26 protein-coding genes and 1 pseudogene are annotated in these 23,925 nt (G+C 29.2%); 6 read left to right on the top strand and 21 right to left on the bottom strand.

The window, feature by feature from the left end:
• Window positions 1-19: 19 nt before the first annotated feature.
• Window positions 20-1,669, top strand: a complete 1,650-nt coding sequence (locus ACMFBB_RS00135) for a MutS-related protein (protein ID WP_435262450.1) — start codon at window positions 20-22, stop codon at window positions 1,667-1,669.
• A 78-nt stretch (window positions 1,670-1,747) separates the two neighbouring features.
• On the opposite strand, the gene ACMFBB_RS00130 is transcribed toward ACMFBB_RS00135, so the two are convergent.
• The 8 genes and pseudogenes from ACMFBB_RS00130 to ACMFBB_RS00095 all read right to left on the bottom strand — a co-directional run bounded on the left by ACMFBB_RS00130 (window position 1,748) and on the right by ACMFBB_RS00095 (window position 8,222).
• Complete coding sequence (locus tag ACMFBB_RS00130) at window positions 1,748-2,638, bottom strand: DUF4835 family protein (RefSeq protein WP_435262449.1); 891 nt, start codon at window positions 2,636-2,638, stop codon at window positions 1,748-1,750.
• Window positions 2,631-3,844 (bottom strand): annotated as a pseudogene (gene coaBC / locus ACMFBB_RS00125) (bifunctional phosphopantothenoylcysteine decarboxylase/phosphopantothenate--cysteine ligase CoaBC). The gene ACMFBB_RS00130 and the pseudogene coaBC overlap by 8 nt, the downstream one beginning before the upstream one ends.
• A 1-nt stretch (window position 3,845) precedes the next feature.
• Entirely contained in the window at window positions 3,846-4,166 is a 321-nt protein-coding gene (locus ACMFBB_RS00120) for a DNA-directed RNA polymerase subunit omega (RefSeq protein ID WP_093871367.1), read from the bottom strand.
• 3 nt (window positions 4,167-4,169) lie between these two features.
• A complete protein-coding gene (locus ACMFBB_RS00115) occupies window positions 4,170-4,991 on the bottom strand; it encodes an outer membrane protein assembly factor BamD (protein ID WP_435262448.1) in 822 nt (273 codons plus the stop codon).
• A gap of 122 nt (window positions 4,992-5,113) precedes the next feature.
• On the bottom strand, window positions 5,114-5,629 hold the full coding sequence (locus tag ACMFBB_RS00110) for a ferritin (RefSeq protein WP_435262447.1): 516 nt from the start codon (window positions 5,627-5,629) through the stop codon (window positions 5,114-5,116).
• 97 nt (window positions 5,630-5,726) lie between these two features.
• Window positions 5,727-6,602: a 4-hydroxy-tetrahydrodipicolinate synthase gene (dapA, locus tag ACMFBB_RS00105; protein WP_435262446.1), complete on the bottom strand. Its 876-nt coding sequence runs from the start codon at window positions 6,600-6,602 to the stop codon at window positions 5,727-5,729.
• Entirely contained in the window at window positions 6,602-7,114 is a 513-nt protein-coding gene (locus ACMFBB_RS00100) for a DUF6913 domain-containing protein (protein ID WP_435262445.1), read from the bottom strand. Before ACMFBB_RS00100 ends, dapA begins: the two co-directional genes overlap by 1 nt.
• Window positions 7,115-7,142: 28 nt before the next feature.
• Window positions 7,143-8,222, bottom strand: a complete 1,080-nt coding sequence (locus ACMFBB_RS00095; protein WP_435262444.1) for an esterase-like activity of phytase family protein — start codon at window positions 8,220-8,222, stop codon at window positions 7,143-7,145.
• A 94-nt stretch (window positions 8,223-8,316) separates the two neighbouring features.
• On the opposite strand from ACMFBB_RS00095, the gene ACMFBB_RS00090 reads away from it, so the two are divergent.
• The gene (locus ACMFBB_RS00090; protein ID WP_435262443.1) at window positions 8,317-8,697 is read left to right on the top strand and encodes a DoxX family membrane protein; all 381 of its coding nucleotides are present in this window, start codon (window positions 8,317-8,319) and stop codon (window positions 8,695-8,697) included.
• A 414-nt stretch (window positions 8,698-9,111) separates the two neighbouring features.
• Here the strand turns inward: ACMFBB_RS00090 and ACMFBB_RS00085 are convergent, their stop codons facing one another.
• From ACMFBB_RS00085 to ACMFBB_RS00040, 10 genes are all read right to left on the bottom strand, one after another.
• Window positions 9,112-9,450, bottom strand: coding sequence for a DUF1801 domain-containing protein (locus ACMFBB_RS00085; RefSeq protein ID WP_435262442.1), 339 nt, complete (start codon window positions 9,448-9,450; stop codon window positions 9,112-9,114).
• A gap of 2 nt (window positions 9,451-9,452) precedes the next feature.
• Window positions 9,453-9,911, bottom strand: a complete 459-nt coding sequence (locus ACMFBB_RS00080) for a GyrI-like domain-containing protein (RefSeq protein ID WP_435262441.1) — start codon at window positions 9,909-9,911, stop codon at window positions 9,453-9,455.
• A 39-nt stretch (window positions 9,912-9,950) separates the two neighbouring features.
• Entirely contained in the window at window positions 9,951-10,670 is a 720-nt protein-coding gene (locus ACMFBB_RS00075) for a helix-turn-helix transcriptional regulator (protein WP_435262440.1), read from the bottom strand.
• Between the two features lie 2 nt (window positions 10,671-10,672).
• Window positions 10,673-11,329, bottom strand: coding sequence for a lysoplasmalogenase (locus tag ACMFBB_RS00070; protein ID WP_435262439.1), 657 nt, complete (start codon window positions 11,327-11,329; stop codon window positions 10,673-10,675).
• A gap of 48 nt (window positions 11,330-11,377) precedes the next feature.
• A complete protein-coding gene (ligA, locus tag ACMFBB_RS00065; protein WP_435262438.1) occupies window positions 11,378-13,372 on the bottom strand; it encodes an NAD-dependent DNA ligase LigA in 1,995 nt (664 codons plus the stop codon).
• Complete coding sequence (locus ACMFBB_RS00060) at window positions 13,373-13,837, bottom strand: DinB family protein (RefSeq protein WP_435262437.1); 465 nt, start codon at window positions 13,835-13,837, stop codon at window positions 13,373-13,375.
• The gene (locus ACMFBB_RS00055; protein WP_435262436.1) at window positions 13,838-14,416 is read right to left on the bottom strand and encodes a hypothetical protein; all 579 of its coding nucleotides are present in this window, start codon (window positions 14,414-14,416) and stop codon (window positions 13,838-13,840) included.
• A gap of 120 nt (window positions 14,417-14,536) precedes the next feature.
• A complete protein-coding gene (locus ACMFBB_RS00050) occupies window positions 14,537-14,914 on the bottom strand; it encodes a lipocalin family protein (RefSeq protein WP_435262435.1) in 378 nt (125 codons plus the stop codon).
• A gap of 98 nt (window positions 14,915-15,012) precedes the next feature.
• Window positions 15,013-16,455, bottom strand: coding sequence for a glyceraldehyde-3-phosphate dehydrogenase (locus tag ACMFBB_RS00045; RefSeq protein ID WP_435262434.1), 1,443 nt, complete (start codon window positions 16,453-16,455; stop codon window positions 15,013-15,015).
• Between the two features lie 148 nt (window positions 16,456-16,603).
• Window positions 16,604-17,971 carry a trypsin-like peptidase domain-containing protein gene (locus ACMFBB_RS00040; protein ID WP_435262433.1) on the bottom strand — a complete coding sequence of 456 codons (1,368 nt, stop codon included), beginning with the start codon at window positions 17,969-17,971 and terminating at the stop codon, window positions 16,604-16,606.
• 135 nt (window positions 17,972-18,106) lie between these two features.
• On the opposite strand from ACMFBB_RS00040, the gene dapF reads away from it, so the two are divergent.
• From dapF to ACMFBB_RS00020, 4 genes are all read left to right on the top strand, one after another.
• A complete protein-coding gene (gene dapF / locus ACMFBB_RS00035) occupies window positions 18,107-18,883 on the top strand; it encodes a diaminopimelate epimerase (protein ID WP_435262432.1) in 777 nt (258 codons plus the stop codon).
• Window positions 18,883-19,407, top strand: a complete 525-nt coding sequence (locus tag ACMFBB_RS00030; protein WP_435262431.1) for a GNAT family N-acetyltransferase — start codon at window positions 18,883-18,885, stop codon at window positions 19,405-19,407. Before dapF ends, ACMFBB_RS00030 begins: the two co-directional genes overlap by 1 nt.
• Complete coding sequence (gene mltG / locus ACMFBB_RS00025; RefSeq protein ID WP_435262430.1) at window positions 19,400-20,428, top strand: endolytic transglycosylase MltG; 1,029 nt, start codon at window positions 19,400-19,402, stop codon at window positions 20,426-20,428. Before ACMFBB_RS00030 ends, mltG begins: the two co-directional genes overlap by 8 nt.
• A gap of 203 nt (window positions 20,429-20,631) precedes the next feature.
• Entirely contained in the window at window positions 20,632-21,219 is a 588-nt protein-coding gene (locus ACMFBB_RS00020) for a peptidoglycan-binding protein LysM (protein WP_435264341.1), read from the top strand.
• Window positions 21,220-21,231: 12 nt separating this feature from the next.
• On the opposite strand, the gene ACMFBB_RS00015 is transcribed toward ACMFBB_RS00020, so the two are convergent.
• From ACMFBB_RS00015 to dnaA, 3 genes are read right to left on the bottom strand one after another with little or no spacing between them, the layout of a single operon-like run.
• Complete coding sequence (locus ACMFBB_RS00015) at window positions 21,232-21,936, bottom strand: SAM-dependent methyltransferase (RefSeq protein ID WP_435262429.1); 705 nt, start codon at window positions 21,934-21,936, stop codon at window positions 21,232-21,234.
• Window positions 21,936-22,388: a low molecular weight protein-tyrosine-phosphatase gene (locus tag ACMFBB_RS00010; RefSeq protein ID WP_435262428.1), complete on the bottom strand. Its 453-nt coding sequence runs from the start codon at window positions 22,386-22,388 to the stop codon at window positions 21,936-21,938. Before ACMFBB_RS00010 ends, ACMFBB_RS00015 begins: the two co-directional genes overlap by 1 nt.
• 12 nt (window positions 22,389-22,400) lie before the next feature.
• Complete coding sequence (gene dnaA / locus ACMFBB_RS00005) at window positions 22,401-23,825, bottom strand: chromosomal replication initiator protein DnaA (RefSeq protein ID WP_435262427.1); 1,425 nt, start codon at window positions 23,823-23,825, stop codon at window positions 22,401-22,403.
• Between the last annotated feature and the right edge of the window lie 100 nt (window positions 23,826-23,925).

Below are 23,925 nucleotides of genomic sequence, written 5' to 3'. Positions count from 1 at the left end.
GTAAAAAATTAAAAATAATATGAATTATATTTTAGGAGTTGTTTTTATATTAACTTTATTATTTCTAATTAATAATTTCTTAAAAAAAAGACAATTAATCAAATTAAGAAAGCATCTAAATAATAATTGGGGGAAGAAAAAAGAAAATGAGCACTATAATTTTTATGTAATCAGTAAATATTTTAACAACAATTTTCATAAAGACAAAGCGTATCATATAATTAATGAAAAAAGTAAAGATGATGTTGATCTTGATGAGGTTTTTAAATTTATAGATAGAACTTCATCAAAAATTGGACAGCAATATTTGTACTTTAAATTAAGAACAATTGACTCAATAAATAACTTGATAAAATTTGAAGCTTTAACTTCTATGTTTCAAAATAATAAATACCTTAGTATTTCATGTCAATTAGAACTTTCCAATTTAAATAGTAATAATTCATATTACCTAGAAGAATTAATTAATGGGAAACAACTTACGAAACCCAAATTTTTATGGTTAGTTAAATTATCAACACTAATGGCTATTATTTCATTTATTGTAATGTTTTTCTACCCTATTATTGGTCTCTTGTTAGTACCCATTCTAGCTAGCAATATGATTTTACATTATAAAAATAAAAATAATATTGGGTACTATTTAAATGGGGCTTATCAACTAACTAGAGCATTAAAAGTAAGTAAATCATTGAAAAAGAGGAATGAAATATCATCTCATTTTAAAGATTTCACCTTTATAAAAAAGATAAATTCAATTCAATTTAAAACAGAATTTATTGCTTTTGAAAAAAATATTGACAATGAATTCTTGTTTGCTTTTTGGTTAGTAGCTGAAATTTTTAAAATATTATTTAATATTGAATATTTAGCTTTTTATAGTTTTGTTGGTGCGATTGAAAAAGAGAGAGAGAGTATAGAAAACATGTTTGTCTTTTTAGGTAAAATAGATGTTGCTATATCTACTGCCTCTTTAAAATCAGGTAATCTCAAAACCTGTACTCCAATATTTAATAAGAATAATGATTTAAAAGCTATAGATATAAAACACCCACTTATTGATAATTGCGTGCCTAATACTATTAATTTAACAGGTAAAAGCATGCTATTAACTGGTTCAAATATGTCAGGTAAAACAACATTTATTAGAACTATTGCTGTGAATAGCATCTTAGCACAAACACTACATATGTGCTTTGCCAAGGAATACTCTGCTCCTTTTTATAAATTATTTTCTTCAATTAGAATTGCTGATGATTTATTAGATAATACAAGTTACTATTTACAAGAAGTATTAACTATTAAAGAGTTAGTGAAAGCATCTGAAAATACCTATCCTTGCTTATTTGTTTTAGACGAAATATTTAAAGGTACCAATACTGTTGAAAGAATATCTGGAGGAAAAGCTATTCTTAAATATTTAAATAAAATACAACACACTGTTTTTGTTTCTACCCATGATATTGAACTCACCGAACTTTTAGTTGAAGAGGATTATGACTTATTTCATTTTAGTGAACAAATTGAAAATGAAAAGTTAGTTTTTGATCATACGATTAAAACTGGAAAATTAAAAACACGAAATGCAATTAAAATTTTAGATTTATACAAATACCCAAAAGAAATAATTGTTGAAGCAAAAAAAGTAGAAACTACTTTAGATAAATAATTACTATAAAAATCTAGACATAAAATAATTTATAATCATTTAGTTATAGAATATAAAAATATTAAATTATAGCAAAAACTAATTAATATTTTTCCACTTATCCTCATACGTTGGGGCAATCTTCTGAAGAACTTGAATCATTTTTTGCTGATTTCTAGTAGGCTTACCATCAGAGAAAACATTTACAATTTCATCACCTTTAGCATCTAGAAAAATTCGAATCATGTAATTACCTACAGTTATATTATGAAGTCTATCTAGTTGAATTACATTCGTTTCAATAGTTTCTTTTGCTTTATCCTTATTATCAGCAAAGTTATCAAAACCATTTCTATGATAATTATAATATATATTTCTAAGCACAGTAAACTTTTGTGATAATAAATTATCTATTAAACTAAATCTATTCTGTTTACCAATGTTATTTTGCCATCCACTCTCTCCATTAGATTGTGCTTGTAGCATAGCATTTTCAGCTTGTTTCAAATATTTTTCACCACCTTTTTTAGCAAATGTATCGGCATCAACTCCTACAATTACATAGGCATAAAATGCTATGACAGATACCAAATTAGAATCGTATGAATTTGGATTATAAATCAACGGATCAAATTCGTTATACTTAAAGTTAAAATTAACATCATTAATATTTAATACAGGAGTAGTATAAGAAGATTTATATACTGGTCTAGTAGCCTGTACTTGCAAACTTGCTGAAAAATTGTTACCATTTTGCTCATTTATAATTATGGTAAAAGCACAATTTATGCGTTCTTGTATTTTAAACGTTTTACTCGTCCATTGCTTTTGATTTAAAAACTCAGTTAAAGAACTTTGAAGAGTTTCGTAAACCTGCTTATTAGAACTTTGAATTTTATCTGAATTTATAGTTACTAAAGCATTTAACTCTTGTGAGTAAATTGAAGTTGTTACTACTAATGTTAAAGCAAAAATGAAAAACTTACGCATTTAATTTGTTTATTATTTCGTTAATAATGTCTTTAGAAACTTCTTTTTTAGATTTTAATTCAAACACATTTTGATTAAAATCAACATCAATAATATTAATTTTATTAGTATCAGTAGCAAAACCAGCTCCTTTATCTCTTAAAGAATTCAATACAATCAAATCTAATTTTTTGCGTTCTATTTTACTTTTTGCATTTTCTACTTCATTATTCGTTTCTAATGCAAAACCTATTAATAGTTGATGCTTTTTTATTTGTCCTAATGATTTTAATATATCTTTAGTAGGTTCTAATTCAATAGTTAACGCTGCATCCTTCTTTTTTATTTTCTGAGTAGCAATATTTTTTGGTTTATAATCAGCAACAGCTGCAGCCAAAATAGCAACATCAACGTCAGTATAATACTTATGACAAGCAATATACATATCTTCAGCAGATTTTACATCTATTCTATGAATAAGTGAGTGGTTTACTTTTTCAAATGATGAACCAGAAACTAAAAATACTTCAGCTCCTAAATTAGCCGCTGTTTTTGCAATTTCAAAGCCCATTTTTCCAGAGGAATGATTTCCTATGAATCGAACTGGATCAATTGCTTCATATGTTCGGGACCAGCAGTTATTAAAAACTTCTTCCCTTTCAATGGAAGTTTCGATAAAATATCGTTTGAAATAAACGATACAATATCTTCTGGTTCAGCCATTCTTCCTTCTCCTACTAACCCACTAGCTAATTCACCTGAAGTAGCTGGTATCATTATGTTTCCAAACGATTGTAATTTATCTAAACTACTTTTTGTTGATGCATGTTTATACATATCTAAATCCATCGCAGGTGCAAAATAAACTGGACATTTAGCTGATAAATACGTTGCTAACAATAAATTGTCGCAAGTACCACTGGTCATCTTAGATAATGTGTTTGCTGTAGCAGGTGCGATAATCATTATATCCGCCCAAAGTCCAAGATCTACATGATTATTCCATAATTCATTTTCTTCTTCTTTATCGTAAAAAGTAGAATGAACAGGGTTCTTAGACAAGGTTGATAAGGTAAGAGGCGTTATAAAATCTTTAGACGCAGGAGTCATAATAACTTTGACTTCTGCGTCTAATTTTATAAATAAACGAACTAAGTTCGCTGTTTTATATGCGGCAATACCAGCAGTTACGCCTAGTAATACTTTTTTACCGCTTAATACAGACATATTATTCTGCGTCTGGTGTTCTATAATATACTTTTCCGTCTAACCACTCATCAACTGCAATAGCATGAGGTTTTGGTAAACGTTCGTAGAATTTAGAAACTTCTATCTGTTCTTTATTTTCAAAAACTTCCTCTAAACTATCATTGTAAGTAGCAAACTCGTCTAACTTATCAACTAATTCTTTTTTTAAATCAGAGTTAATTTGTGTAGCTCTTTTTGCTATTACAGATATTGCCTCATAGATATTATCAGTAGAAGCTTCGATAGCTTCTTTATCATAAGTTATTGTACTTACAGGTGCTTTCGTTTCTTTATAATCCATTTTTTAACTTTTAACTAATTGTTCTTGTTCCTTTTGTAGTGCTGATAACATCTCATTAGAATCTGTCATAAATTTTGATTCAGGAAAGTTTCTTTTTAATTTATCATATGCTTTGACAGCACTTTTTATTCTTTCTGATTTTTTTCTTAAGCTACTTTTCATCGCAAAATCATGAGCTGCTTTTAAACGATAAAATAAAGCTTCTTCTTTAAAACTTGTACCTAAATAATCAGATAATAAATTATCAAATGCCACTATAGCTGCTCTATAATTTCTTGAATCATAATCAGCAGTTCTATAATATGTTTTGGCTATTTCAAATGCTTTCTTTTCTAATTTATAACGTAATTCAGCATAATATTTATTAGCTTCAGGTAATTTATCAGAATTAGGATAATTATCTATAAACCCTTGAAAAGATTCCAATGCCTTATCAGTATCAGTAGGATCTAAACTAAAGACTGGAGCTGCTTTGTAATAACTTAATGCAGATAAAAAAGCTGCTTCTTCTTTTTTAGAACTTTTAGGGTAATTTCTGGTAAACCTATTAAAATAATACCCTGCTAAACTATAATTTTTCTCATTAAAATTTGATTGAGAAACCATAAATTGGATACGTTCCATTTGTGGTTTTCCCCTGTATGATGGTGTTATTTTTTCAAATAAACGTAAAGCTTTACTGTATTTTTGAGATTCGTACATTTTAACAGCCATCTTATATTGCTCTTCTACTGTACCCCTATTTAATACTTTTTGATACTGACCACATGATGTTAGTATCAATAACATTACAATTATATACGCTAAATTTTTATTTTTTTGCATTTGGCAAAATTAATGATTAATTATGGATTATTAAAACGATTTTCACACTCAATATTAAGTATTGCAATAAACCACAAAATCTGCTATAAAAACTAGTGACAACTCCTAAATCTTTGTTAATCTTATTGAGGTGGTTCAGACGCTTGCTGCCCTACCAATTGTTTCACATCATTATCAAATAAATACAATCCACCTTTATCATCACCTATTAAATTAATTTTATCTAAGATATTTCTTGCTAACGCTTCCTCTTCTATTTGTTCAGACACATACCACTGTAAAAAATTATGAGTAGCATAATCTCTTTCTTCTAGCGTAATATGAACTAAATCGTTAATTGATTTAGAAACCATAACTTCATGATCAAACAATGTTTGAAACATATCTTTAAATGAGCCAAATTCAGTTGGTGGTGCAGCTAACTCAGAAATTTGCGCATGTCCTCCACGTTCATTTACAAACTTTACCAATTTTAACATATGCATACGTTCTTCATCTGAATGTGCATACATGAACTGAGCAACCCCTTCAAACCCTTGAATTTCAGCCCAACATGCCATTGATAAATATACTTGAGATGACTCTGCTTCTATTTTTATTTGTGTATTTAAAACTTCTTCTATTTTTTTTGACAACATACTTTGGTGTAATTTATTTCTTTATACAAAGATGCTAAAAAAAGACTACAATTAAGTAACTGTAGCCTTTTCAATATTTAATTTTTGTTTAGACAAATTATAGATTGTCTATAAAGTCTGATATTTTAGTTTGTAACTCTTCAGAAGCTTTAACTAAAGGTAAACGAACTTCATCTAAACATATACCTTTTTTCATTAATACTGCTTTAATTCCAGCCGGATTATTTTCTTCAAAAATATAATCAACAATATCCATCAATTTATAATGAATATCAAAAGCTTCTTTATTTTTACCAGCTAAGCCTAATTTAATCATTGAAGAGAATTCTTTTGGAAGCCCTTGACCAATTACTGATATAACTCCTGCTCCGCCAGCCAAAACAACTCCTAAAGCTAAATCATCATCACCAGAAATAACTAAAAAATCTTCTGGCTTATCTTTAAGCAACGAATAGTATTGCTGTTGAATATTTGCTGCTTCTTTTACTCCAATAATATTTTCAAAATTATTTGCTAATCGTAATGTAGTTTCAGGCAACATATTTTTTGCTGTTCTACCAGGCACATTATATAATATTATAGGCTTAGGACTAGCCAATGCCACTGCTTTAAAATGCTGGTAAAAACCTTCTTGTGTTGGCTTACTATAGTACGGAGCTACCGATAATATAGCATCAATATCAGATAAATCTAATGTTTGAAGCTCTTCAACAACGGTTTGCGTATTATTTCCTCCAACGCCTAATACTAAAGGTAAACGACCTTTATTCGTTTCAGAAATTACATTTATTATCTCTTTCTTTTCCTCTTTTGTTATAGTTGCACTTTCAGCTGTTGTACCATTAATAACTAAATAACTTATTCCGTTATCAATGTTATAATTCACTAATTTTATAAGTGCATCATAATCTACTGTTAAATCCTCATTAAAAGGAGTTACTAAAGCTACTCCCGTACCTATAAACTTTTGCATTATATTTTATTTAAAATCGTTAAATATTTTTTTAATTCTTGATTTAAAATTGCTTCATTAAATGTAGCATCTGCTACAACTAAATCATATAATCTATCATCAATTTCAGCAAACCCTACTTTTAACTTTGCTTGCGATTGCAAAGTTATTACATTAGTGTATAAATTTGATGATTTTGTGTAATTTATAAGTAAGTCATATTCTTTTTTAACAAATCCCTTTAAATTGTCTGATTTTAAACTAGCTTTGTACCCTACTTCTTCTTCTGTAAAAAACATTGGCGCTACTTCTTGCTTTTTTGAAAACTCTCTATGTACTAAAAAGGTTATATCTTGCTTTTTAAAAGATAATTTATTGATTAAATTGGCCTGTATTACATTAACTAACGATTCATTATCAAGTATTATAGCTATTGATTTTACTTTCCCTCCTTTATTTTTAACTATAGGTTTTCTTTCTAAGAATTTATTATAGTATTTTTCTATCGACTTCTGCTTAAGTTTACCTATCATTTTACTTTATTTCTTCTGCTAAAATAATTTATTTATTTTCAATCTCAAGCAATATAACTTGATTAAGTTGTTTACCAAACTTCTGGAAATTATCATCAGAAACTAACAATAAAGATTGATTTCCATTTGGCAAAACTGGTCCAAATGTTATTCCTTCTATGTTATCTATAATATTATCTGTTAATTTTTCTTTTACCGAAGCAAAATCAAACAACAATTCTTTTTTTAAAGGAATAAACTTTTCATTTTTCAAAGATTGAATATTTAAAGTGTTTGTAGTAGTACCCTGAACTGTTGCTTTAAAAATTCTTATTGTGTTTCCATAACTTCCATAACCACTTTGATATATTCTTTCAACAACAAAAAAACTAGTATTGTTATATTGTAAAATGGCAGTCACGCCATTAAGGTTTATATTACCTCTTGCAGGCTTATCAATTTTTTCTAATTGATAGGCAAATTGTTTTGTTGCTTTATTCAAAGCACTATCAAAATAACTAATTCTAATGGGTGAAATTGTAGTTTTAAAAGTAGGTTCTTCTCCATCAACCCCTAAAGGCCCTTCCATAGCAACCCAAAAACCTTTTTTATCAATACTCTTTGTTGAGCTTTCAAATGCTGCATTATGCTTGGGCTTTCCTAAATCTATACTATCAAAATAACTAGGTATTTTAACTTCTTTTTTAAACCTACCTAATGAGTCTATTACAAAAACTGATGGACGTTTACCTCCATTTATATTTCCCTCACTAGTTAAGTTTATGTTATCTTCATTATCTATAAAAACAGACTCTAAATCTAATGCATTGTTCACTAAAAATTGGCTAGTACTATCTTTTACAGATATAACATCTAAAAAATTAATAGCCGAAATTTTATTTTTTTTAATAGTTATTTTACTAACTAAAATTCTAGGATTATAAGAGTCATCAACTACCATATAGTACTTATTATTTGAATAATCTATACCAGACAGCCCTCCTACCAAACTGTTTCTAAACACTATAGAATCATCAACTATATATTCGTCTAAATAATTTAATTTAATCGTTGTTTTTTTACAACTTGAAAATATCAATAAGAACGCAATTAATAGGTTATAACGCATACAAAAAAGATTTTTATCTTAAAAAACACAAAAATACTGTTTTATCCTTGTAAGATTTACAGTTTTAATCGTCTAAAACCAAAAAACAATTATCATGAATAAATACTTCCCCATAATTTTAAAATTAATAATTGCTGTAATTATGTTACAAACGTTATTTTTTAAATTTACTGGAGCTCAACAGAGTATTAATTTATTCACTAAAGTTGCTGGAGAGCATGAGGCTATCGTTCGAATTGGAACAGGAATTTTAGAGCTAATAGCTTCAATTTTATTGTTTACACCAAAAAAAACTTGGATAGGTTGTTTCTTAACTATTGGATTAATGAGCGGAGCCATTATTGGGCACATTACCAGAATAGGTATTGAGAATAATGGTGATGGTGGTCTTTTGTTTTTACTTTCAATATTTACATTACTTGCAGCAATAGTATTACTTTATATAAATAAAAAAGATATACCCTATTTAAAATAAGCTTTTATAATTATTGTTTGTTTAATACAGTACTTCATTGAGTTTATATAAACTCAATGAAGTACTTTTATTTATATAGTTTGAAAGCTATATAAAAAATTTGGTGAATTTTATTCACAGGAACATCCTCATTTGGGTTTATATACAACAACTTTACAAATGTTCTATTGCCTTTTACTAAATCAGGATGTTCCATTTCTAACCCTCTTCCAATAGCTATATATGGAAATTGTGTTTTTTTCAACCCACAAATAACAAAAAAGTTTATTTTGATACATAAAACAGGGTAATCTGTAATACCATTTTTGTAACAAACTTTGGTTGTAATTTTGAATTATATTTTTTAATGCTAACACCCCCCCTTTTAATGGCTCTTTTTCATTGAAATAAAAGCAATCAATATCAGTTATAAAGCTAGTATAATTTTAAAGCTTTTTTTAAAAGTGCTTTAATAATATCAATTGGAATATCTTGATTTGCATCTACTCTAAAAATTTTCATTTTTGAACGATTTCCTTTTTCTAAACCAGGATACTCAAGAGACGCTCCTTTTACCATTAAAATATATGGTTCTAAAGTTTTTTTATCAATCCATAAATAACAGAAAGGTTGTTTTTTATATAAAAAACAAGGCATTCCCCATTTTTGAGTTTCAGTTATAGCATCAATATCTAAAATAATTTTCCTCAATGCAAGTAAACAACTTTTAACAGGTTCTTTTTTTTCTATATAAAATGTATTAATATTTATCATATTTACTTTACAGCTATATAAATATCTACTTCACCATTGGTAGGATCCTCTGCTTTTTTACCATATAACTCAAAATCGGCAGTATATGTTCTATTTAAATCCATATTCCAAATGTCCATCCATTTATCTACTACTGCATTCTTAGTTAAATCGCCTTTAGCCATAAACTTCTGGTAATTAGATTTTAATATAGTTACTCCAACCATTCCTTCAGGAATACTATTTAAATCGGTTACTTGAAATCCAAGAATTGTATCATAAGGCTTAGTATGATCTGATTCATAATTGGTATAAACCGCACAAATAGCGTCACTAATTCTATTTTGTATTATACCAAACATATCTTCACTCATAAATTGTCCCCATAACTTACCTATGTCTTCTTTAGCTTTCTGGTTTTCATTGGTTGTTCTCACTGAAATTCCAACTACATAAAACTCATTTTTTTGTACTACTTCCATTGTATTATTTTTTAATGTTGGTACAAAAATAAATGAGGCTTATGACAGGGGTTTGTCAAGGGTATTCAAATATTTTTCTTTGCATATCTCAAAATACTCTTCTAAACTCATTTTATGAGGTTCAAAAGTATCTTTTAAATTCATTATGCTCTTAATACAATCTATTCTAAATGCTCTAAATTCTTTACGAAGCCTACAATATCCAATCAACAACCAATTTTCATTAGTACTATATAAAGCAAAAGGTTCTACCACTCGTTTTGTAAAATTACTTTCTAATGACATATATTCAATAGTTAATAATTGAAATCTAGTTATTGCCGATTGTATTTGCATTAAATGATTACTCGTTTTTTCCTGTTCTTTATTAGCTCTAAAAATAATTCGCTGCGATAGTAAGTCAACTTTATCTTTTTGAGAATATTGAAGTACTGCTTTAATTTTAATAATAGCATTTGTATAATTTTCAACAAATGAAGTATCTTTATTTTTAAGTATTAACTGTTCAGCAGTTATCAGAGCATTGGCCTCATTTTCTGAAAACATGACCGGAGGTAAATGAAACCCTTCTTGTATTGAATATCCTTTACCTTCTTCTGTAAAAATAGGAATACCTGAGCTTTCTAAGGTTTTAATATCTCTGTATATCGTTCGAACACTTACATTATATTTATTCGCTAATTCACGGGCTGTTACTATTCTTTTTGACTGAAGTTGCGTAAGTATTTGAGTTAACCTAGCAATTCTTGGCTTTTCCATACTTAATCATTTTTAGCAATCATAGCTCTACAAATGAAATATTGAGAAATTATATACAACACTATAATTGCAATATCAAAAAGGTGTTTGGCTGCATAAAAATTATTCAAAGCAATTAAACTATCAGATGCTATAAAAAGAATAGCACCTAACAGTAACCATGAATTAGCCATTGATTTTTCTTGTCGATAATTTAACAATGCTGAAGCTCCAAATGTTGCTATTGTTACTCCATATACAATTACAGGTATAAGCATTTCTTCTAAGTTATCATAAATTAAAAATAATAAACCTGCTAACAACAAAACAAAAGGTATTGCTGATGTTATCATTTTAGCCGTTAAGTCTTTTTGCAAAAAACCTGTTGTTATTTTTATATATATAACATGAGCGAATAAAAATGAACCCAATCCGAAAACAAAAAAAGACTCTTTATCCAAAAGAAATACATCTCCCCAGAATGAAAAAAACAAACCACTTACAAACCAGAAATTAGGTTTTTTTACAGATAACAAATACACCATAACCAATATTGTCATTAATAAGGGCTTAAAAATCATTTCCATGACTTTATTTTGAGTAATTACTGCATAAACATCTGCAATAGCTACAAGCAAAAAAAGCATAGAAGCTATTGTTATTTTGGTTTGTTTGGTCATTTTTATCTAATTTAATAATTAAAAGAATTTTACAAAAAAAAGTTATTCTTATATCATATCAATAAAGTCTTGCTCAGATATAATAGGAATATTTAAACTTTCAGCTTTAGTTAATTTACTTGGTCCCATATTATCACCCGCCACAATATATGTTGTTTTCTTAGAAATTGAAGAACTTACTTTTCCTCCATTATCTTCAATTGCTTTTTTAAGTTCATTTCTACTCATTTGGTGGAAAACACCAGAAACTACAAATACTTTTCCTGCAAGTTTATCTGTTTGACCTTCCAAACTTTCTGCTGATACTTCTAATTGTACCCCATACAATTTTAACCGTTCTATTAACTTCCTATTTCCTTCGTTTACAGAAAAATCAAGAATACTTTGTGCTATTCTATCTCCAATTTCATCAACACCTATTAATGTATCAAAATCGGCATGCATTAGATTATCTATTGACTTGAAGTGTTTTGCTAATTTTTTAGCTACAGTTTCACCTACAAATCGAATTCCAAGTGCAAACAATACTTTCTCAAACGGAATTTCCTTTGATTTTTCAATTCCTTTAATCATGTTTTGAGCAGATTTCTCAGCCATTCTTTCTAAAGGAATGACTTGATCTACTTTCAAATCGTATAAATCAGCGTAATTCTTTATCAATCCTTCTTTACGAAGTAAATCAACCGTTTCTCCACCTAAACCATCAATATCCATTGCTTTTCTGCTAATGTAATGTTGAATTCTTCCAGTTATTTGAGGAGCACATCCAAATTCATTCGGACAATAATGTTTAGCATCACCTTCGGTTCTAATCAATTCTGTTCCACATTCAGGGCAGTTAGTTGCATATTGAGTAGCTTCAGAACTCTCTGGACGCTTTGTTAAATCAACTTTAATAATCTTAGGGATAATCTCTCCTCCTTTTTCAACAAAAACAGTATCATTAACACGAATATCTAACTTTTCAATTTGATCGGCATTATGCAAAGATGCTCGTTTTACAATAGTTCCTGCTAACTGGACAGGCTCTAAATTTGCGACTGGCGTAATTGCTCCAGTTCTTCCTACTTGGTATGTAATTTCATTTAAAACTGTTGAAACTTGCTCAGCTTTAAACTTATAAGCAATTGCCCATCTTGGTGATTTTGAAGTATACCCCAACTCTTCTTGTTGCTGTAAATTATTCACTTTTACAACAACCCCATCTGTTTCATACGGTAAATCATGACGTTTTACATCCCACATGTTTACGAAATTAAATACTTCATCTATTGATTTTGCCAAAACAATAGTATCTGGAACTTTAAATCCAACTTTTCTAGCCGCTTCTAAACTTTCAAAATGTGTTTGATATTTACGTTCATCTGTTACTACTTGATACAATAAGCAATCTAACGGACGTTTAGCAACCTCTGAGCTATCTTGAAGTTTTAAACTTCCACTAGCAGTATTACGAGGATTCCTATAAGCCTCTTCTCCATTAGCAGCTCGTTCTTCATTCATTTTATTGAAACCTTCTAAGGGTAAAATTATTTCACCGCGCATTTCAAAATTTGAAACATAATTTCCATTAGGAACTAAAGGAATTGATTTTATCGTTCTAATATTGGTAGTTACATCATCACCTTGAAATCCATCACCACGAGTGACTGCTCTTACAAATTCCCCATTCTCATAGGTCAAATTAATAGAAGCTCCATCATATTTTAACTCACAAGTATATTCAATAGCTTCAGTTCCTAAGTTTTTTTGAACTCGTTTTTCCCAGTCTAATAAATCTTCTTTAGAATATGAATTATCTAAAGAATACATTCTATTTTTATGGGTGATAGTTTCAAAATTCTTGGTTATGTCTCCACCTACACGCTGAGTTGGTGAGTTAGCATCAAAAAACTCAGGATATTCATTTTCAAGTTTTTCTAACTTTTTTAGTTTAATATCAAAATTATAATCAGAAATAGTAGCATTATCCAATACATAATAATTATGATTATGTTGACGTAATTCTTCTCTAAGTTGTTGTATTTTTTGTTCCGTGGTCATTTATTTTTCTTTCAAAAAAATTTCTATCTGTCTTCTATGTCTTAAAACATGTACAATGGCATGTTCTAACAATTGTTCTATATCATACGTAACATTCCATCTAGTTTTAAAAGAATATTCCTCCAACTCTTTGGTTGTTTTGTACCAATTATTCTGAAATGATTTTTTTGTATAAACCATCATTTCGCCTAATTTTTCAATCGCAATATTAACACTATCTATTTCGGAATCATACTCTAACCATTCTTTTGAACTTATTGATTGAATATAGTTAGCGTATGTATAACCCGACTGAATAATATGAAATGTTACTGTTTGAATGGACAAACAATCCTTGTCCTCTGTTTTGTCGTCTCTTGTAAGCAAAAAGTCTTCTTGTGAAATACTTTTTAAAACCAATTCATAATCCATTAACGCTCTTTCATACTCATCAATTAAAGCAACTAGCATTCCATTTTTCTTCATTTATTGCTTACTTACTTTACCGGTTAATAAACCAACTCCTTTAGGAAATGGATTCCCCGATGATCGCCTGAAAGTAACTACTTGACCTACATGCCAAATTGCATCAGCTATAGGACCATTTAATTGATTCCAGAATGGATACTCTTCAATAACACCACTTTTTCTCTTTATTTTCATTACAAAAGTTGACAAATCTTTAGTTTTCTTTAAAATTTCACTTGATTTCTTGAAGTTCTCCAAAGTTATTTTACGAATATCTTCAAATGATAAGGCTTCATTCTCAGAAAAATCTACTTCTTTCCCCTCTAAAGTACTCAATGTCATTACTGATAGTATTAAAATATGATCTATAGTTTCTAAAGTTGTCCTTGCTTCTTTAGTAGGTCTATACTGTAAATCATTATCTGTCAACCCTTCTGTTGCCCAATAGTAACGAAAACCTAATCCATCAATCATCCTACTTGCTACTGAACCTGCTGTGAACTCTTTTGGTGCTTCAGCTAATTCATAATAAGGTAATTTTTGAGCACTAATACTTAATGATATTAATAAAATGAGAAAAGCTACAATTGATTTCATCTAAATATATTTGATGCTAAATTACAGAAAAGTTTTTGAGATTTTACCTCCTTTTTATTTCATTATAAACAAAAAAAACCGAAGCTGTTACTTCGGTTTATATTTACGTGTGTGTGTAAATTATTTCTTTAGCGTCATGGTATAAACTACATCATTTTCTTTTGTAGAAAACAATAGTTCTTTATCATTTAATTTAAGTATCTGAAAACCATTTGTATCATCACCTTCATTTTCAAATTTTATAGTTTGTTTGTCTTCTAACAATTTCCATTGTCCTTTTTTTTCAGTTTTCCTAATCACTAATTGGTAATTACCATTTTTTTCAAAAATCATCCAGCTATTTTTACACTTTGAAAAATCTTCTTTTTCTTCTCCAATTTTAAGAGATTCGATACGCCATTTTCCTGAAGTTAAAGATACTGACTTATTTGTTTCTTGTGAATGCATAAGAGCTGAAAAGCTCAGTATAAACGCAATTAAAAGTATTGCTTTTTTCATTGTTTAAGGGGAATTGAAGTTTAGTTAAAATCAAATATAATAAAAAAACCGAAACATTAAAAATGTTTCGGTTTTTTATACTATCAAATAATAGTATGTTAATAGTACGTAAAACGACGTACTTTGGCTATATGCTTTGCTAAACGCATTACTTGATGAGAATATCCATATTCATTATCATACCATACATAAATAACAATTGTATCTCCGTCAGCAATAGTAGCTTTACTATCAAAAATTGATGGCGCAGTAGTTCCTACAATATCTGAAGAAACCAACTCATTACTCATTGAATATTGTATTTGCTCCACTAAATCTCCTTCTAAAGCATACTGCTTCATTATAGCATTAACAGCTTCTGCTGTTGTAGTTGAATTTAATTGTAAATTTAAAATTGCTAATGATCCATTTGGTACAGGAACACGAATAGCATTTGATGTTAATTTACCTTCTAAAGCTGGCAATGCTTTTGACACTGCTTTACCTGCTCCTGTTTCAGTAATTACCATATTTAATGCAGCAGCTCTACCCCTACGGTATTTGTTATGCATATTATCAACTAAATTCTGATCATTTGTATACGCATGAATAGTTTCTAAATGTCCTTTTTTAATTCCGAAATTATCTTCTAAGACCTTTAAAACTGGAGTTATAGCATTTGTTGTACATGATGCTGCTGAAAAAACATCAACAAAGTCAGGATTATTCTCTACATGATTAACTCCATGTACAATATTTGGAATTCCTTTACCTGGCGCAGTTAATAAAACTTTACTGGCTCCTTTTGGTACTAAATGACGACTTAATGCTTCTTTATCTCTAAAAGCTCCAGTATTATCAATGATTAAAGCATCATGAATTCCATATTCAGTATAATCAATATCTTCAGGCTTAGCAGCTGATATCATATATACAGTTGTTCCGTTAATTATTAAAGCATTATTTTCAGCATCAACCTGAACAGTTCCTAAAAAGTCTCCGTGTACAGAATCAATACTTAATAATGAAGCTCTTTTTTCTAAAACAGACTCATCTATTTTTCCACGAGTAACAACTGCTCTCAATCGTAATTGAGAACCTTTCCCCATCTTACTACTTAACTCACGAGCTAATAAACGCCCAATACGCCCAAAACCATATAAAACTACATCTTTAGGCTGAATTCCACTAGCTTCCGTAGCTCCTTCTAATTGTTTTTTTACAAAATCAACTTTATCTATATTTTCATTTTCAGATAAATGAAACTCATAGGCTAATTTACCGATATCTAATTTTGAAGCAGGCAATTCAATTGACTGTATTGCTTTAGCAATATCTAACGCATCTTCAATAGAAATTGGTTTAGCTACAAACTCTTTTGCATAATCTATTAAGTTTAAAACCTCACTAGCCCTTTTATCTACTAATGGGTTTCTAAATAAAACTAACTCAATAGATTTATCGTACCATAAATCATTAACAATGTTAATAAATTCAACGGTAGCTCTTCTTGTTTGAGCCTGATTTACTACCTCGTTTTCGTAATTTGTTATTGTTGACATAGTTGTGTGTTAACTAAGATTTAAAAAATTTGTGCAAAAGTAATTGTTTTCAATTAATTTTTAGGATTATTTTAAAAAGAAAAACGCTTTTAATAAATTATTAAAAGCGTTTTTCTTAAACTGTTCATCTATAATAAATATCTTAAAATTAAAAACCGTACCTGACTGTTTCTCCTTCTAAATTAATTACTTCAATAATAAATGAACTTTTATCTCCTAAATTTAATAGTTTCTGTCTTGCATCAACAGAATTTAAAACTTTTTGATTGTTTATTTTTGTAATAATAAAACCTTCTTTTATCCCTAGACGATTAAGAACCCTATTTATATTAGTAATTACTTTAGCTCCTGAACTTATCTTATTTTTTTTAATTTCACTTTTAGAAAGATCTTTAAGAACTAACCCTAAACTTCTTACTTCCACAAAATCTTTCTTACTTAAAGTAACCACTTTTTCTACCTTATCTCCATTTCTTAAAACGGTAACTACGACCTTTTCCCCTGGTCTTTTGGCTGTTAATTGACCTTTTAACTCTGAAAACTTCGTGATTTTCACGTTATTTAGTTTAGTTATTACATCTCCTTTTAGCAACCCAGCTTTTTCAGCTCCACCTTTTTCAGTAATACGAGTAATTTTTACACCTTCTTCTACATTGTCATATGTTATTCCTATTAATGCCTCTTGAACAGTTCCATATTCTAATAAATCATCAATAATTTTTTTAGCAATATTAGAAGGTACTGCAAAAGAGTACCCAATAAATGAACCTGTTCTTGATGAAATAGCGGTATTAATACCTATTAATTCTCCTCTAGTATTCACCAACGCTCCTCCACTATTACCGGGATTAACAGCTGCATCCGTTTGAATAAAAGATTCTATGTTTCTGTTCCCTTCAAGATCTCTTCCCTTTGCACTTACTATACCAGCTGTAACTGTAGAGGTTAAATTATATGGATTTCCAACTGCCAGTACCCATTCTCCTATTTTAACATTATCAGAATTCCCAAATGAAACAGTGGGCAAAACAATATCAGACTCTACTTTTAATAAAGCAATATCTCGTTCTTTATCAGTTCCTATTAACGTAGCTTTTAATTTTTTACGATTATTGAGTGTAATTTCTATCTCTGAAGCTCCCTCTATCACATGATTGTTTGTTACAATATAACCATCAGGAGAAATTATTACTCCACTTCCTGTTCCAACTTGCTCATATTTTCTTGAACCACTTCCTCCAAAGAAAAAACTCATAGGATCTTGCTTGGTTCTTATTGCAGTATTTTTAACGTGTACAACAGCATTTACAGTACTTTCAGCAGCATCAGTAAAATTTGTAGGTACAGATGATGTATTCATTACTGGTGTTGTATAACTTGCCTTTACTGTCTGTAAAGTAGGTTCTTCAGATTTTTGAATTACAACCTGAGGTTTTTCTAATAATACTTTGTAGCCTGTAAGCGCAACTGCACCACCTATAAACGCTACTCCTAGAATTCCTAATATTTTCTTCATATGCTTATAAATGTTTTAATTACTCAAATATACAATTTTAACATTTTAACAAAATGTGTTTAACTTCGTTTTAACGATTTTAACCACTATTTAACAGTCTTTTTTACCCAATGAAATATGTATATTTGCCCTACTATGGAGGTAATTTTTTATAAATATCAAGGAACAGGGAATGATTTTGTAATAATAGATAATAGATCAAAAACATTTCCAAAAGATAAAACTCATGCTATTTCATTAATATGTGATCGAAATTTTGGCATTGGTGCTGATGGCTTAATTCTATTAGAGGAAGATGAAAAGGAAGATTTTAAAATGATCTATTTTAACTCTGATGGTAATGAAAGTACCATGTGTGGTAATGGAGGGAGATGTATTGTAGCTTTTGCTCATAAGCTAGGTATATTTGAATCTAAAACAACATTTACAGCTATTGATGGCTTACACCATGCTTCTATTAAAAACAACACTGTATCATTACAAATGATTGATGTAAACGCTATTGATGTATATGACACTTATTGTTTTGCGAACACAGGTTCACCTCACCATGTTCAGTTAATAAATAATCTTGACGATTATGATGTTTATAATTCTGGAAAAAGGATACGAAATGATATTTATGGAAAAGAAGGTAGTAATATAAATTTTGTAGAACAAATAAACAATACTACTTTTAAAGTTAGAACTTACGAACGTGGTGTTGAAAATGAAACTCTAGCATGCGGAACCGGAGTAACTGCTGTAGCTATGGCAATGCATAAAATAAAAAAAACAGATAATACTACTGTTAATCTTCCTGTAAAAGGAGGAGAATTACAAGTTACTTTTAACGAAAATAATGGAACATATAGTAATGTTTTTTTAATAGGACCTGCTACTTTTGTTTTTAAAGGCCAAATAACAATTTAATGCAAACTCTTAAAGGTAAATATATTAGTTTACGTGCTTTAGAACCTGAAGATTTATCTTTTCTTTTCTCAATTGAAAATAATGAAGATTTTTGGGAAATAAGTCATACACAAACTCCTTTTTCTAGGTTTTTACTAAAACAGTACATAGAAAATGCTCATTTAGATATATATGAAGCAAAACAACTGCGATTAGTTATTCAATTAAAAAAAACCAATCAACCCATAGGTACAATAGATATATTTGACTTTAATCCACAACATAAAAGAGCAGGTATTGGTATACTTATTGATCCTGTTTTTCAAAAAAATGGGTATGCTTCTGAAGCTTTAGATATATTAATTAAATATTGTTTTTCGCATTTACAGCTCCATCAATTGTATGTTAATATTACTGCTGATAACTTAAATAGCTTAACTTTGTTTCAGAAAAAAAACTTTTCGAAAGTTGGATTAAAGAAAGATTGGATTTTTAGCAAAGGTACATTTAAAGACGAAATTTTATTTCAATTAATTAATGAATAAAAAAATCATATACGGAAGCGTTATTGCTATTTTACTAATAGGAGCAATAGTTGGATTTAATTATTATCATAAAATTTTTGGCGCAGTAGTAACCAAAGAAACAATACTATATGTAGGATCTAAAGACTCCTTAATTGATGTAAAAAAACAACTTATCAAATCTATTGAAAACACAGAAAATTTCATTTGGGTAGCCAATAAAAAGAAATTCACAACTCCTAAAGGAGGTAAATATATTCTTAAAAAGGGAATGAGTATGAATGACATTGTCAATCTTTTGAGAAGTGGAAATCAAACTCCCATTAAAGTTTCTTTTAATAACCAAGATACTTTAGAAAAACTTGCTGGAAGAATTTCCGAACAAATAGAAACTGATTCAGTTTCATTACTTCAAACAATGCGTGATGATACATTTTTAAAAGCCAATGGTTTTACAAAAAAGTCGGTTTTAGGTATGTATATTCCTAATAGTTATGAATTTTATTGGAATACTTCTGCTGAAAAGTTTCGAACTAAAATGTTACGAGAATACAAACGCTTCTGGAATGAGTCAAGAATAAAAAAGGCTAAAGAATTGCATCTAACTCAAGATCAAGTTATCACTTTAGCTTCTATAGTTCAAAAAGAAACAGCACAAAAAGCTGAACGCCCTGTGGTTGCTGGACTGTATTTAAATCGCTTAAAAAACAATTGGCCTTTGCAAGCTGATCCAACCATAATTTATTGTGTAAAAGAAATAAATGGTCAAGATTTTATTGTAAAAAGAGTACTAACGAAAGACCTTGAAATAACATCACCATATAATACTTACAAAAACACCGGATTACCTCCTACTCTAATAGCTATGCCAGATATCAGCGCTATTGACGCAGTACTAAACTATAAAAAACACAACTATTTTTATATGTGTGCCAGTGTAGAAAGCATTGGTTTTCATGAGTTTGCAAATTCATTAGCACAACATAACAGAAATGCTGCAAAATATCAACGTTGGATTAGTAATAGAGGTATAAACCGTTAAACTTTAACAAAATTTTATTTACAAAAATTAATTCATTTTATTTTGTTTTAAATAATAAAAAGGTCGTAAAAGTTTTTTTTTCATAATGTAATTTATGAATTACTAAATAAAACACATCCTTGCAAAAAACACAAGTAATTAATAAACAGTTATTTATATTTTTTGTTATATCTTTGCCCCCGCTAAACAGAAAGTAACTAATTATCAGACATTTAGTTTTTACATTTTTAGGATTTGTTATACTAACTAGTTTTAACACAAATTCAACTAAGAAAGAAAAAATTACTCCAAAACCTTTAATAGAGGTTACAAACAAAAGGAATTTCAATTTTCCTTTTCTACAAAAAAATTTTATTGGATTTCGCGAAGCCTTAGCTTTTAAAGAATCACAGGGTAGATATACAGTAGTTAATAAACTTGGCTATCTTGGAAAGTATCAATTTGGGAAATCTACTTTAAAAAGATTTAGAATATACAATACTCAAAAGTTCCTTCAAAACCCTGAATTACAAGAAAAAGCTTTTATTGCCCTTTGCAAAGTTAATAAGTGGATTTTAAGAAAAGATATTAGAAGAAGTGTAGGAAAAAGAATTAATGGTATTAAAATTACAGAGTCTGGAATTTTAGCGGCTGCACACCTAAGTGGAGCTGGTAATGTCAAGAAATTCTTACGCTCAAATGGTACCATAAAATTTAATGATGCCTTTGGAACATCGATAGAGCAGTATTTAAAAAAATTTGGTGGTTACAATGTATCCAACATATCACCCAATAAATCCCCAAATATTTAGCAGAAATCCGGTTTACTTGTGCACTATGAAAATAGTTGGACGTTTATGTAAATCGGTTTTTACATTTTTCCATTCCCTTACTGTCAATGTTTTAATGTACTCTGATGGTAGCGTGATATCACAAGCCACGCAAATTCTTGTTTCTGGAGCCAATACCGAACGTAAGTCATCTAACATTTTTTCATTTCTGTAAGGCGTTTCTATAAAAATTTGTGATTGATTTTTATCTCTGGAAATTTTTTCTAAATCTTTTATTGTTTTTTTTCTATCAGATTTATCAATAGGTAAATATCCATTGAATGCAAAGCTTTGACCATTCATTCCAGAAGCCATCATAGCCATTAAAATTGATGACGGCCCTACTAATGGCACTACTTGAATTCCTTTTTGATGTGCAAGTTTAACAATTGTTGCCCCAGGGTCTGCTACAGCTGGAACACCAGCTTCAGATAGTAATCCTACTGATTTCCCTTCTTCACAAGCATCTAAATAATTCCTAGTCTCTAACTCGTCTGAATACTTATCCAATAACATTAACTGCAATGAAGGCTGAGCTTTTGTAGGTGTTATTTTTTTAATAAATCTTCGAGCTGATTTTTCGTTTTCAACAATAAAAAAATCTAACTGTTCTATAACTTTTTTTACAGATATAGGCATTACTTCTAAAGGCTCAGTATCGCCTAAAGTAGTTGGTATTAAGTACAGTTTACCTTTCATTATTTATTTATTTTAGAAACAATTACTTCGCAAGCTTCATTAAGCATTTGATATACATTTTCAAATCCTAATTCTCCACCGTAATAAGGGTCTGGTACATTTAATTTTTGACTTGAATCCAATTCTTGTAAAATCATTTTTACTTTATTTGCTTCTTCTTTATTCCTTGAAAGGGCAACTATATTGTCGTAGTTGCTTTCATCCATTGCATAAATTACATCAAAATTTTCAAAATCTTTTACTAAAAATTTTCTAGACCGTTGATCTGTTATATCAATACCATATTTTTTCGCAACAGCTATAGATCTTTTATCAGGTAATTCTCCTTCGTGATACCCAGCAGTTCCTGCGGAATCTACTTGAACATACTCCGAAGAAACTTTAGACTTTAAAATACCTTCAGCCAATGGAGAACGACAAATATTCCCCAAACAAACCATTAGTATTTTCATTTGTATATTTTTTTATAAAGTTAACTTCTTAGTAAGATCTTCAACATACTTCTTAAACTGCTTGTCAGTTTCTGTCAAATTATCAACTGTCTTACAAGCATGCAAAACTGTTGCGTGATCTCGTTGACCTATCTGACTTCCAATACTAGCTAAAGAAGATTTTGTCATTCGCTTAGCAAAATACATAGCTAACTGACGAGCTTGAACAATATGACGTTTTCTTGTTTTAGACTGTAAAGTGGCAACGTCCATATCAAAATATTTAGACACTACTTTTTGAATATAATCAATAGAAAGTTCTTTCTTAGTATTCTTTACAAACTTATCAACTATTTGTTTTGCTAATTCAATTGTAAATTCTTTTCTATTAAAAGAAGCTTGAGCAATCATTGATATAATAACTCCCTCTAACTCTCTAACGTTCGATTTTATATTCTTTGCTATGTACTCAACAATCTCCTCAGGCATTTCAACACCATCTCTATATAATTTATTTTGAAGTATCGAGATACGTGTTTCATAATCTGGCGATTGTAATTCTGCTGATAATCCCCATTTAAAACGAGATAACAATCGTTGCTCAATATCTTGCATATCAACAGGAGCTTTATCAGAAGTTAAAATAACTTGCTTCCCATTTTGATGCAAGTGATTAAAAATATGAAAGAAAACATCCTGTGTTCCTGATTTACCAGACAAAAACTGAACATCATCAATGATTAGTATATCAATCATTTGATAAAAGTGAATAAAATCATTTCTAGTATTTGATTTTACAGAATCAATAAATTGTTGTGTAAATTTTTCAGATGATATATATAAAACTGTTTTATCAGGATACTTATCTTTTATTTCTACACCAATAGCATGAGCTAAGTGAGTCTTTCCTAGTCCAACTCCTCCATATATAAGTAATGGATTAAAAGAAGTTCCACCTGGTTTATTAGCGACAGCCATACCAGCTGACCTTGCTAAACGATTAGAATCTCCCTCAATAAAATTCATGAAATTATAATTTGGATTTAATTGAGATTCTATCTTTACTTTTTGCAATCCAGGAATCACAAAAGGATTTTTAAGTTCACGTTTAGATTCTAAAGGAACTGTTACCTTTTGAGGTTTTAATGGATTTCTGTTTGAGCTAGGAATTTTTACAGTTTGAGGACTGTTACTACTATACGTATTTTCCATACGCACATCATAGACCAACTTTGCGTCATTGCCCAATTGCCTTACCAAGGCAACTCGTAATAATTTAATATAATGTTCTTCTAACCATTCATAAAAGAACTTACTTGGAACCTGAATAGTCAAAGCCGCCCCCGATAATTTAATCGGCTTTATAGGTTCAAACCAAGTTTTATATGCTTGAGGTTTTATATTGTCTTTTATAAAAGACAAACATTCCATCCAAACTGAATCAGCTGTTTTAGTCATACTGGTTAAAAAACGATTTTTTTGTTAAAATTATTTAGATTATAGGGGATTCTAAACGTATATATTTGGTTAAACAAAAGTGTGAATAAATTTTAGTATA

It is taken from the genome of Tenacibaculum sp. nBUS_03 (assembly GCF_051201695.1).
Lineage (GTDB): Bacteria > Bacteroidota > Bacteroidia > Flavobacteriales > Flavobacteriaceae > Polaribacter.
The sequence above is the reverse complement of the archived record's forward strand: the minus strand, read 5'-3'. Positions and strand labels throughout refer to the sequence as shown.

Excerpts from the sequence above, each read along its gene's own strand:
- ACMFBB_RS00115 (WP_435262448.1), bottom strand. The coding sequence starts at position 4,991 with ATGCAAAAAAATAAAAATTTAGCGTATATAATTGTAATGTTATTGATA.
- ACMFBB_RS00100 (WP_435262445.1), bottom strand. The coding sequence starts at position 7,114 with ATGATAGGTAAACTTAAGCAGAAGTCGATAGAAAAATACTATAATAAA.
- ACMFBB_RS00135 (WP_435262450.1), top strand. The coding sequence starts at position 20 with ATGAATTATATTTTAGGAGTTGTTTTTATATTAACTTTATTATTTCTA.
- mltG (WP_435262430.1), top strand. The coding sequence starts at position 19,400 with ATGAATAAAAAAATCATATACGGAAGCGTTATTGCTATTTTACTAATA.
- ACMFBB_RS00050 (WP_435262435.1), bottom strand. The coding sequence starts at position 14,914 with ATGAAAAAAGCAATACTTTTAATTGCGTTTATACTGAGCTTTTCAGCT.
- ACMFBB_RS00080 (WP_435262441.1), bottom strand. The coding sequence starts at position 9,911 with ATGGAAGTAGTACAAAAAAATGAGTTTTATGTAGTTGGAATTTCAGTG.
- dapA (WP_435262446.1), bottom strand. The coding sequence starts at position 6,602 with ATGCAAAAGTTTATAGGTACGGGAGTAGCTTTAGTAACTCCTTTTAAT.
- ACMFBB_RS00075 (WP_435262440.1), bottom strand. The coding sequence starts at position 10,670 with ATGGAAAAGCCAAGAATTGCTAGGTTAACTCAAATACTTACGCAACTT.
- ACMFBB_RS00110 (WP_435262447.1), bottom strand. The coding sequence starts at position 5,629 with ATGTTGTCAAAAAAAATAGAAGAAGTTTTAAATACACAAATAAAAATA.
- ACMFBB_RS00130 (WP_435262449.1), bottom strand. The coding sequence starts at position 2,638 with ATGCGTAAGTTTTTCATTTTTGCTTTAACATTAGTAGTAACAACTTCA.
- ACMFBB_RS00085 (WP_435262442.1), bottom strand. The coding sequence starts at position 9,450 with ATGATAAATATTAATACATTTTATATAGAAAAAAAAGAACCTGTTAAA.
- ACMFBB_RS00060 (WP_435262437.1), bottom strand. The coding sequence starts at position 13,837 with ATGAAGAAAAATGGAATGCTAGTTGCTTTAATTGATGAGTATGAAAGA.
- ACMFBB_RS00090 (WP_435262443.1), top strand. The coding sequence starts at position 8,317 with ATGAATAAATACTTCCCCATAATTTTAAAATTAATAATTGCTGTAATT.
- ACMFBB_RS00030 (WP_435262431.1), top strand. The coding sequence starts at position 18,883 with ATGCAAACTCTTAAAGGTAAATATATTAGTTTACGTGCTTTAGAACCT.
- ACMFBB_RS00015 (WP_435262429.1), bottom strand. The coding sequence starts at position 21,936 with ATGAAAGGTAAACTGTACTTAATACCAACTACTTTAGGCGATACTGAG.
- ACMFBB_RS00040 (WP_435262433.1), bottom strand. The coding sequence starts at position 17,971 with ATGAAGAAAATATTAGGAATTCTAGGAGTAGCGTTTATAGGTGGTGCA.
- ligA (WP_435262438.1), bottom strand. The coding sequence starts at position 13,372 with ATGACCACGGAACAAAAAATACAACAACTTAGAGAAGAATTACGTCAA.
- ACMFBB_RS00120 (WP_093871367.1), bottom strand. The coding sequence starts at position 4,166 with ATGGATTATAAAGAAACGAAAGCACCTGTAAGTACAATAACTTATGAT.
- dnaA (WP_435262427.1), bottom strand. The coding sequence starts at position 23,825 with ATGACTAAAACAGCTGATTCAGTTTGGATGGAATGTTTGTCTTTTATA.
- ACMFBB_RS00095 (WP_435262444.1), bottom strand. The coding sequence starts at position 8,222 with ATGCGTTATAACCTATTAATTGCGTTCTTATTGATATTTTCAAGTTGT.
- ACMFBB_RS00010 (WP_435262428.1), bottom strand. The coding sequence starts at position 22,388 with ATGAAAATACTAATGGTTTGTTTGGGGAATATTTGTCGTTCTCCATTG.
- dapF (WP_435262432.1), top strand. The coding sequence starts at position 18,107 with ATGGAGGTAATTTTTTATAAATATCAAGGAACAGGGAATGATTTTGTA.
- ACMFBB_RS00070 (WP_435262439.1), bottom strand. The coding sequence starts at position 11,329 with ATGACCAAACAAACCAAAATAACAATAGCTTCTATGCTTTTTTTGCTT.
- ACMFBB_RS00045 (WP_435262434.1), bottom strand. The coding sequence starts at position 16,455 with ATGTCAACAATAACAAATTACGAAAACGAGGTAGTAAATCAGGCTCAA.
- ACMFBB_RS00055 (WP_435262436.1), bottom strand. The coding sequence starts at position 14,416 with ATGAAATCAATTGTAGCTTTTCTCATTTTATTAATATCATTAAGTATT.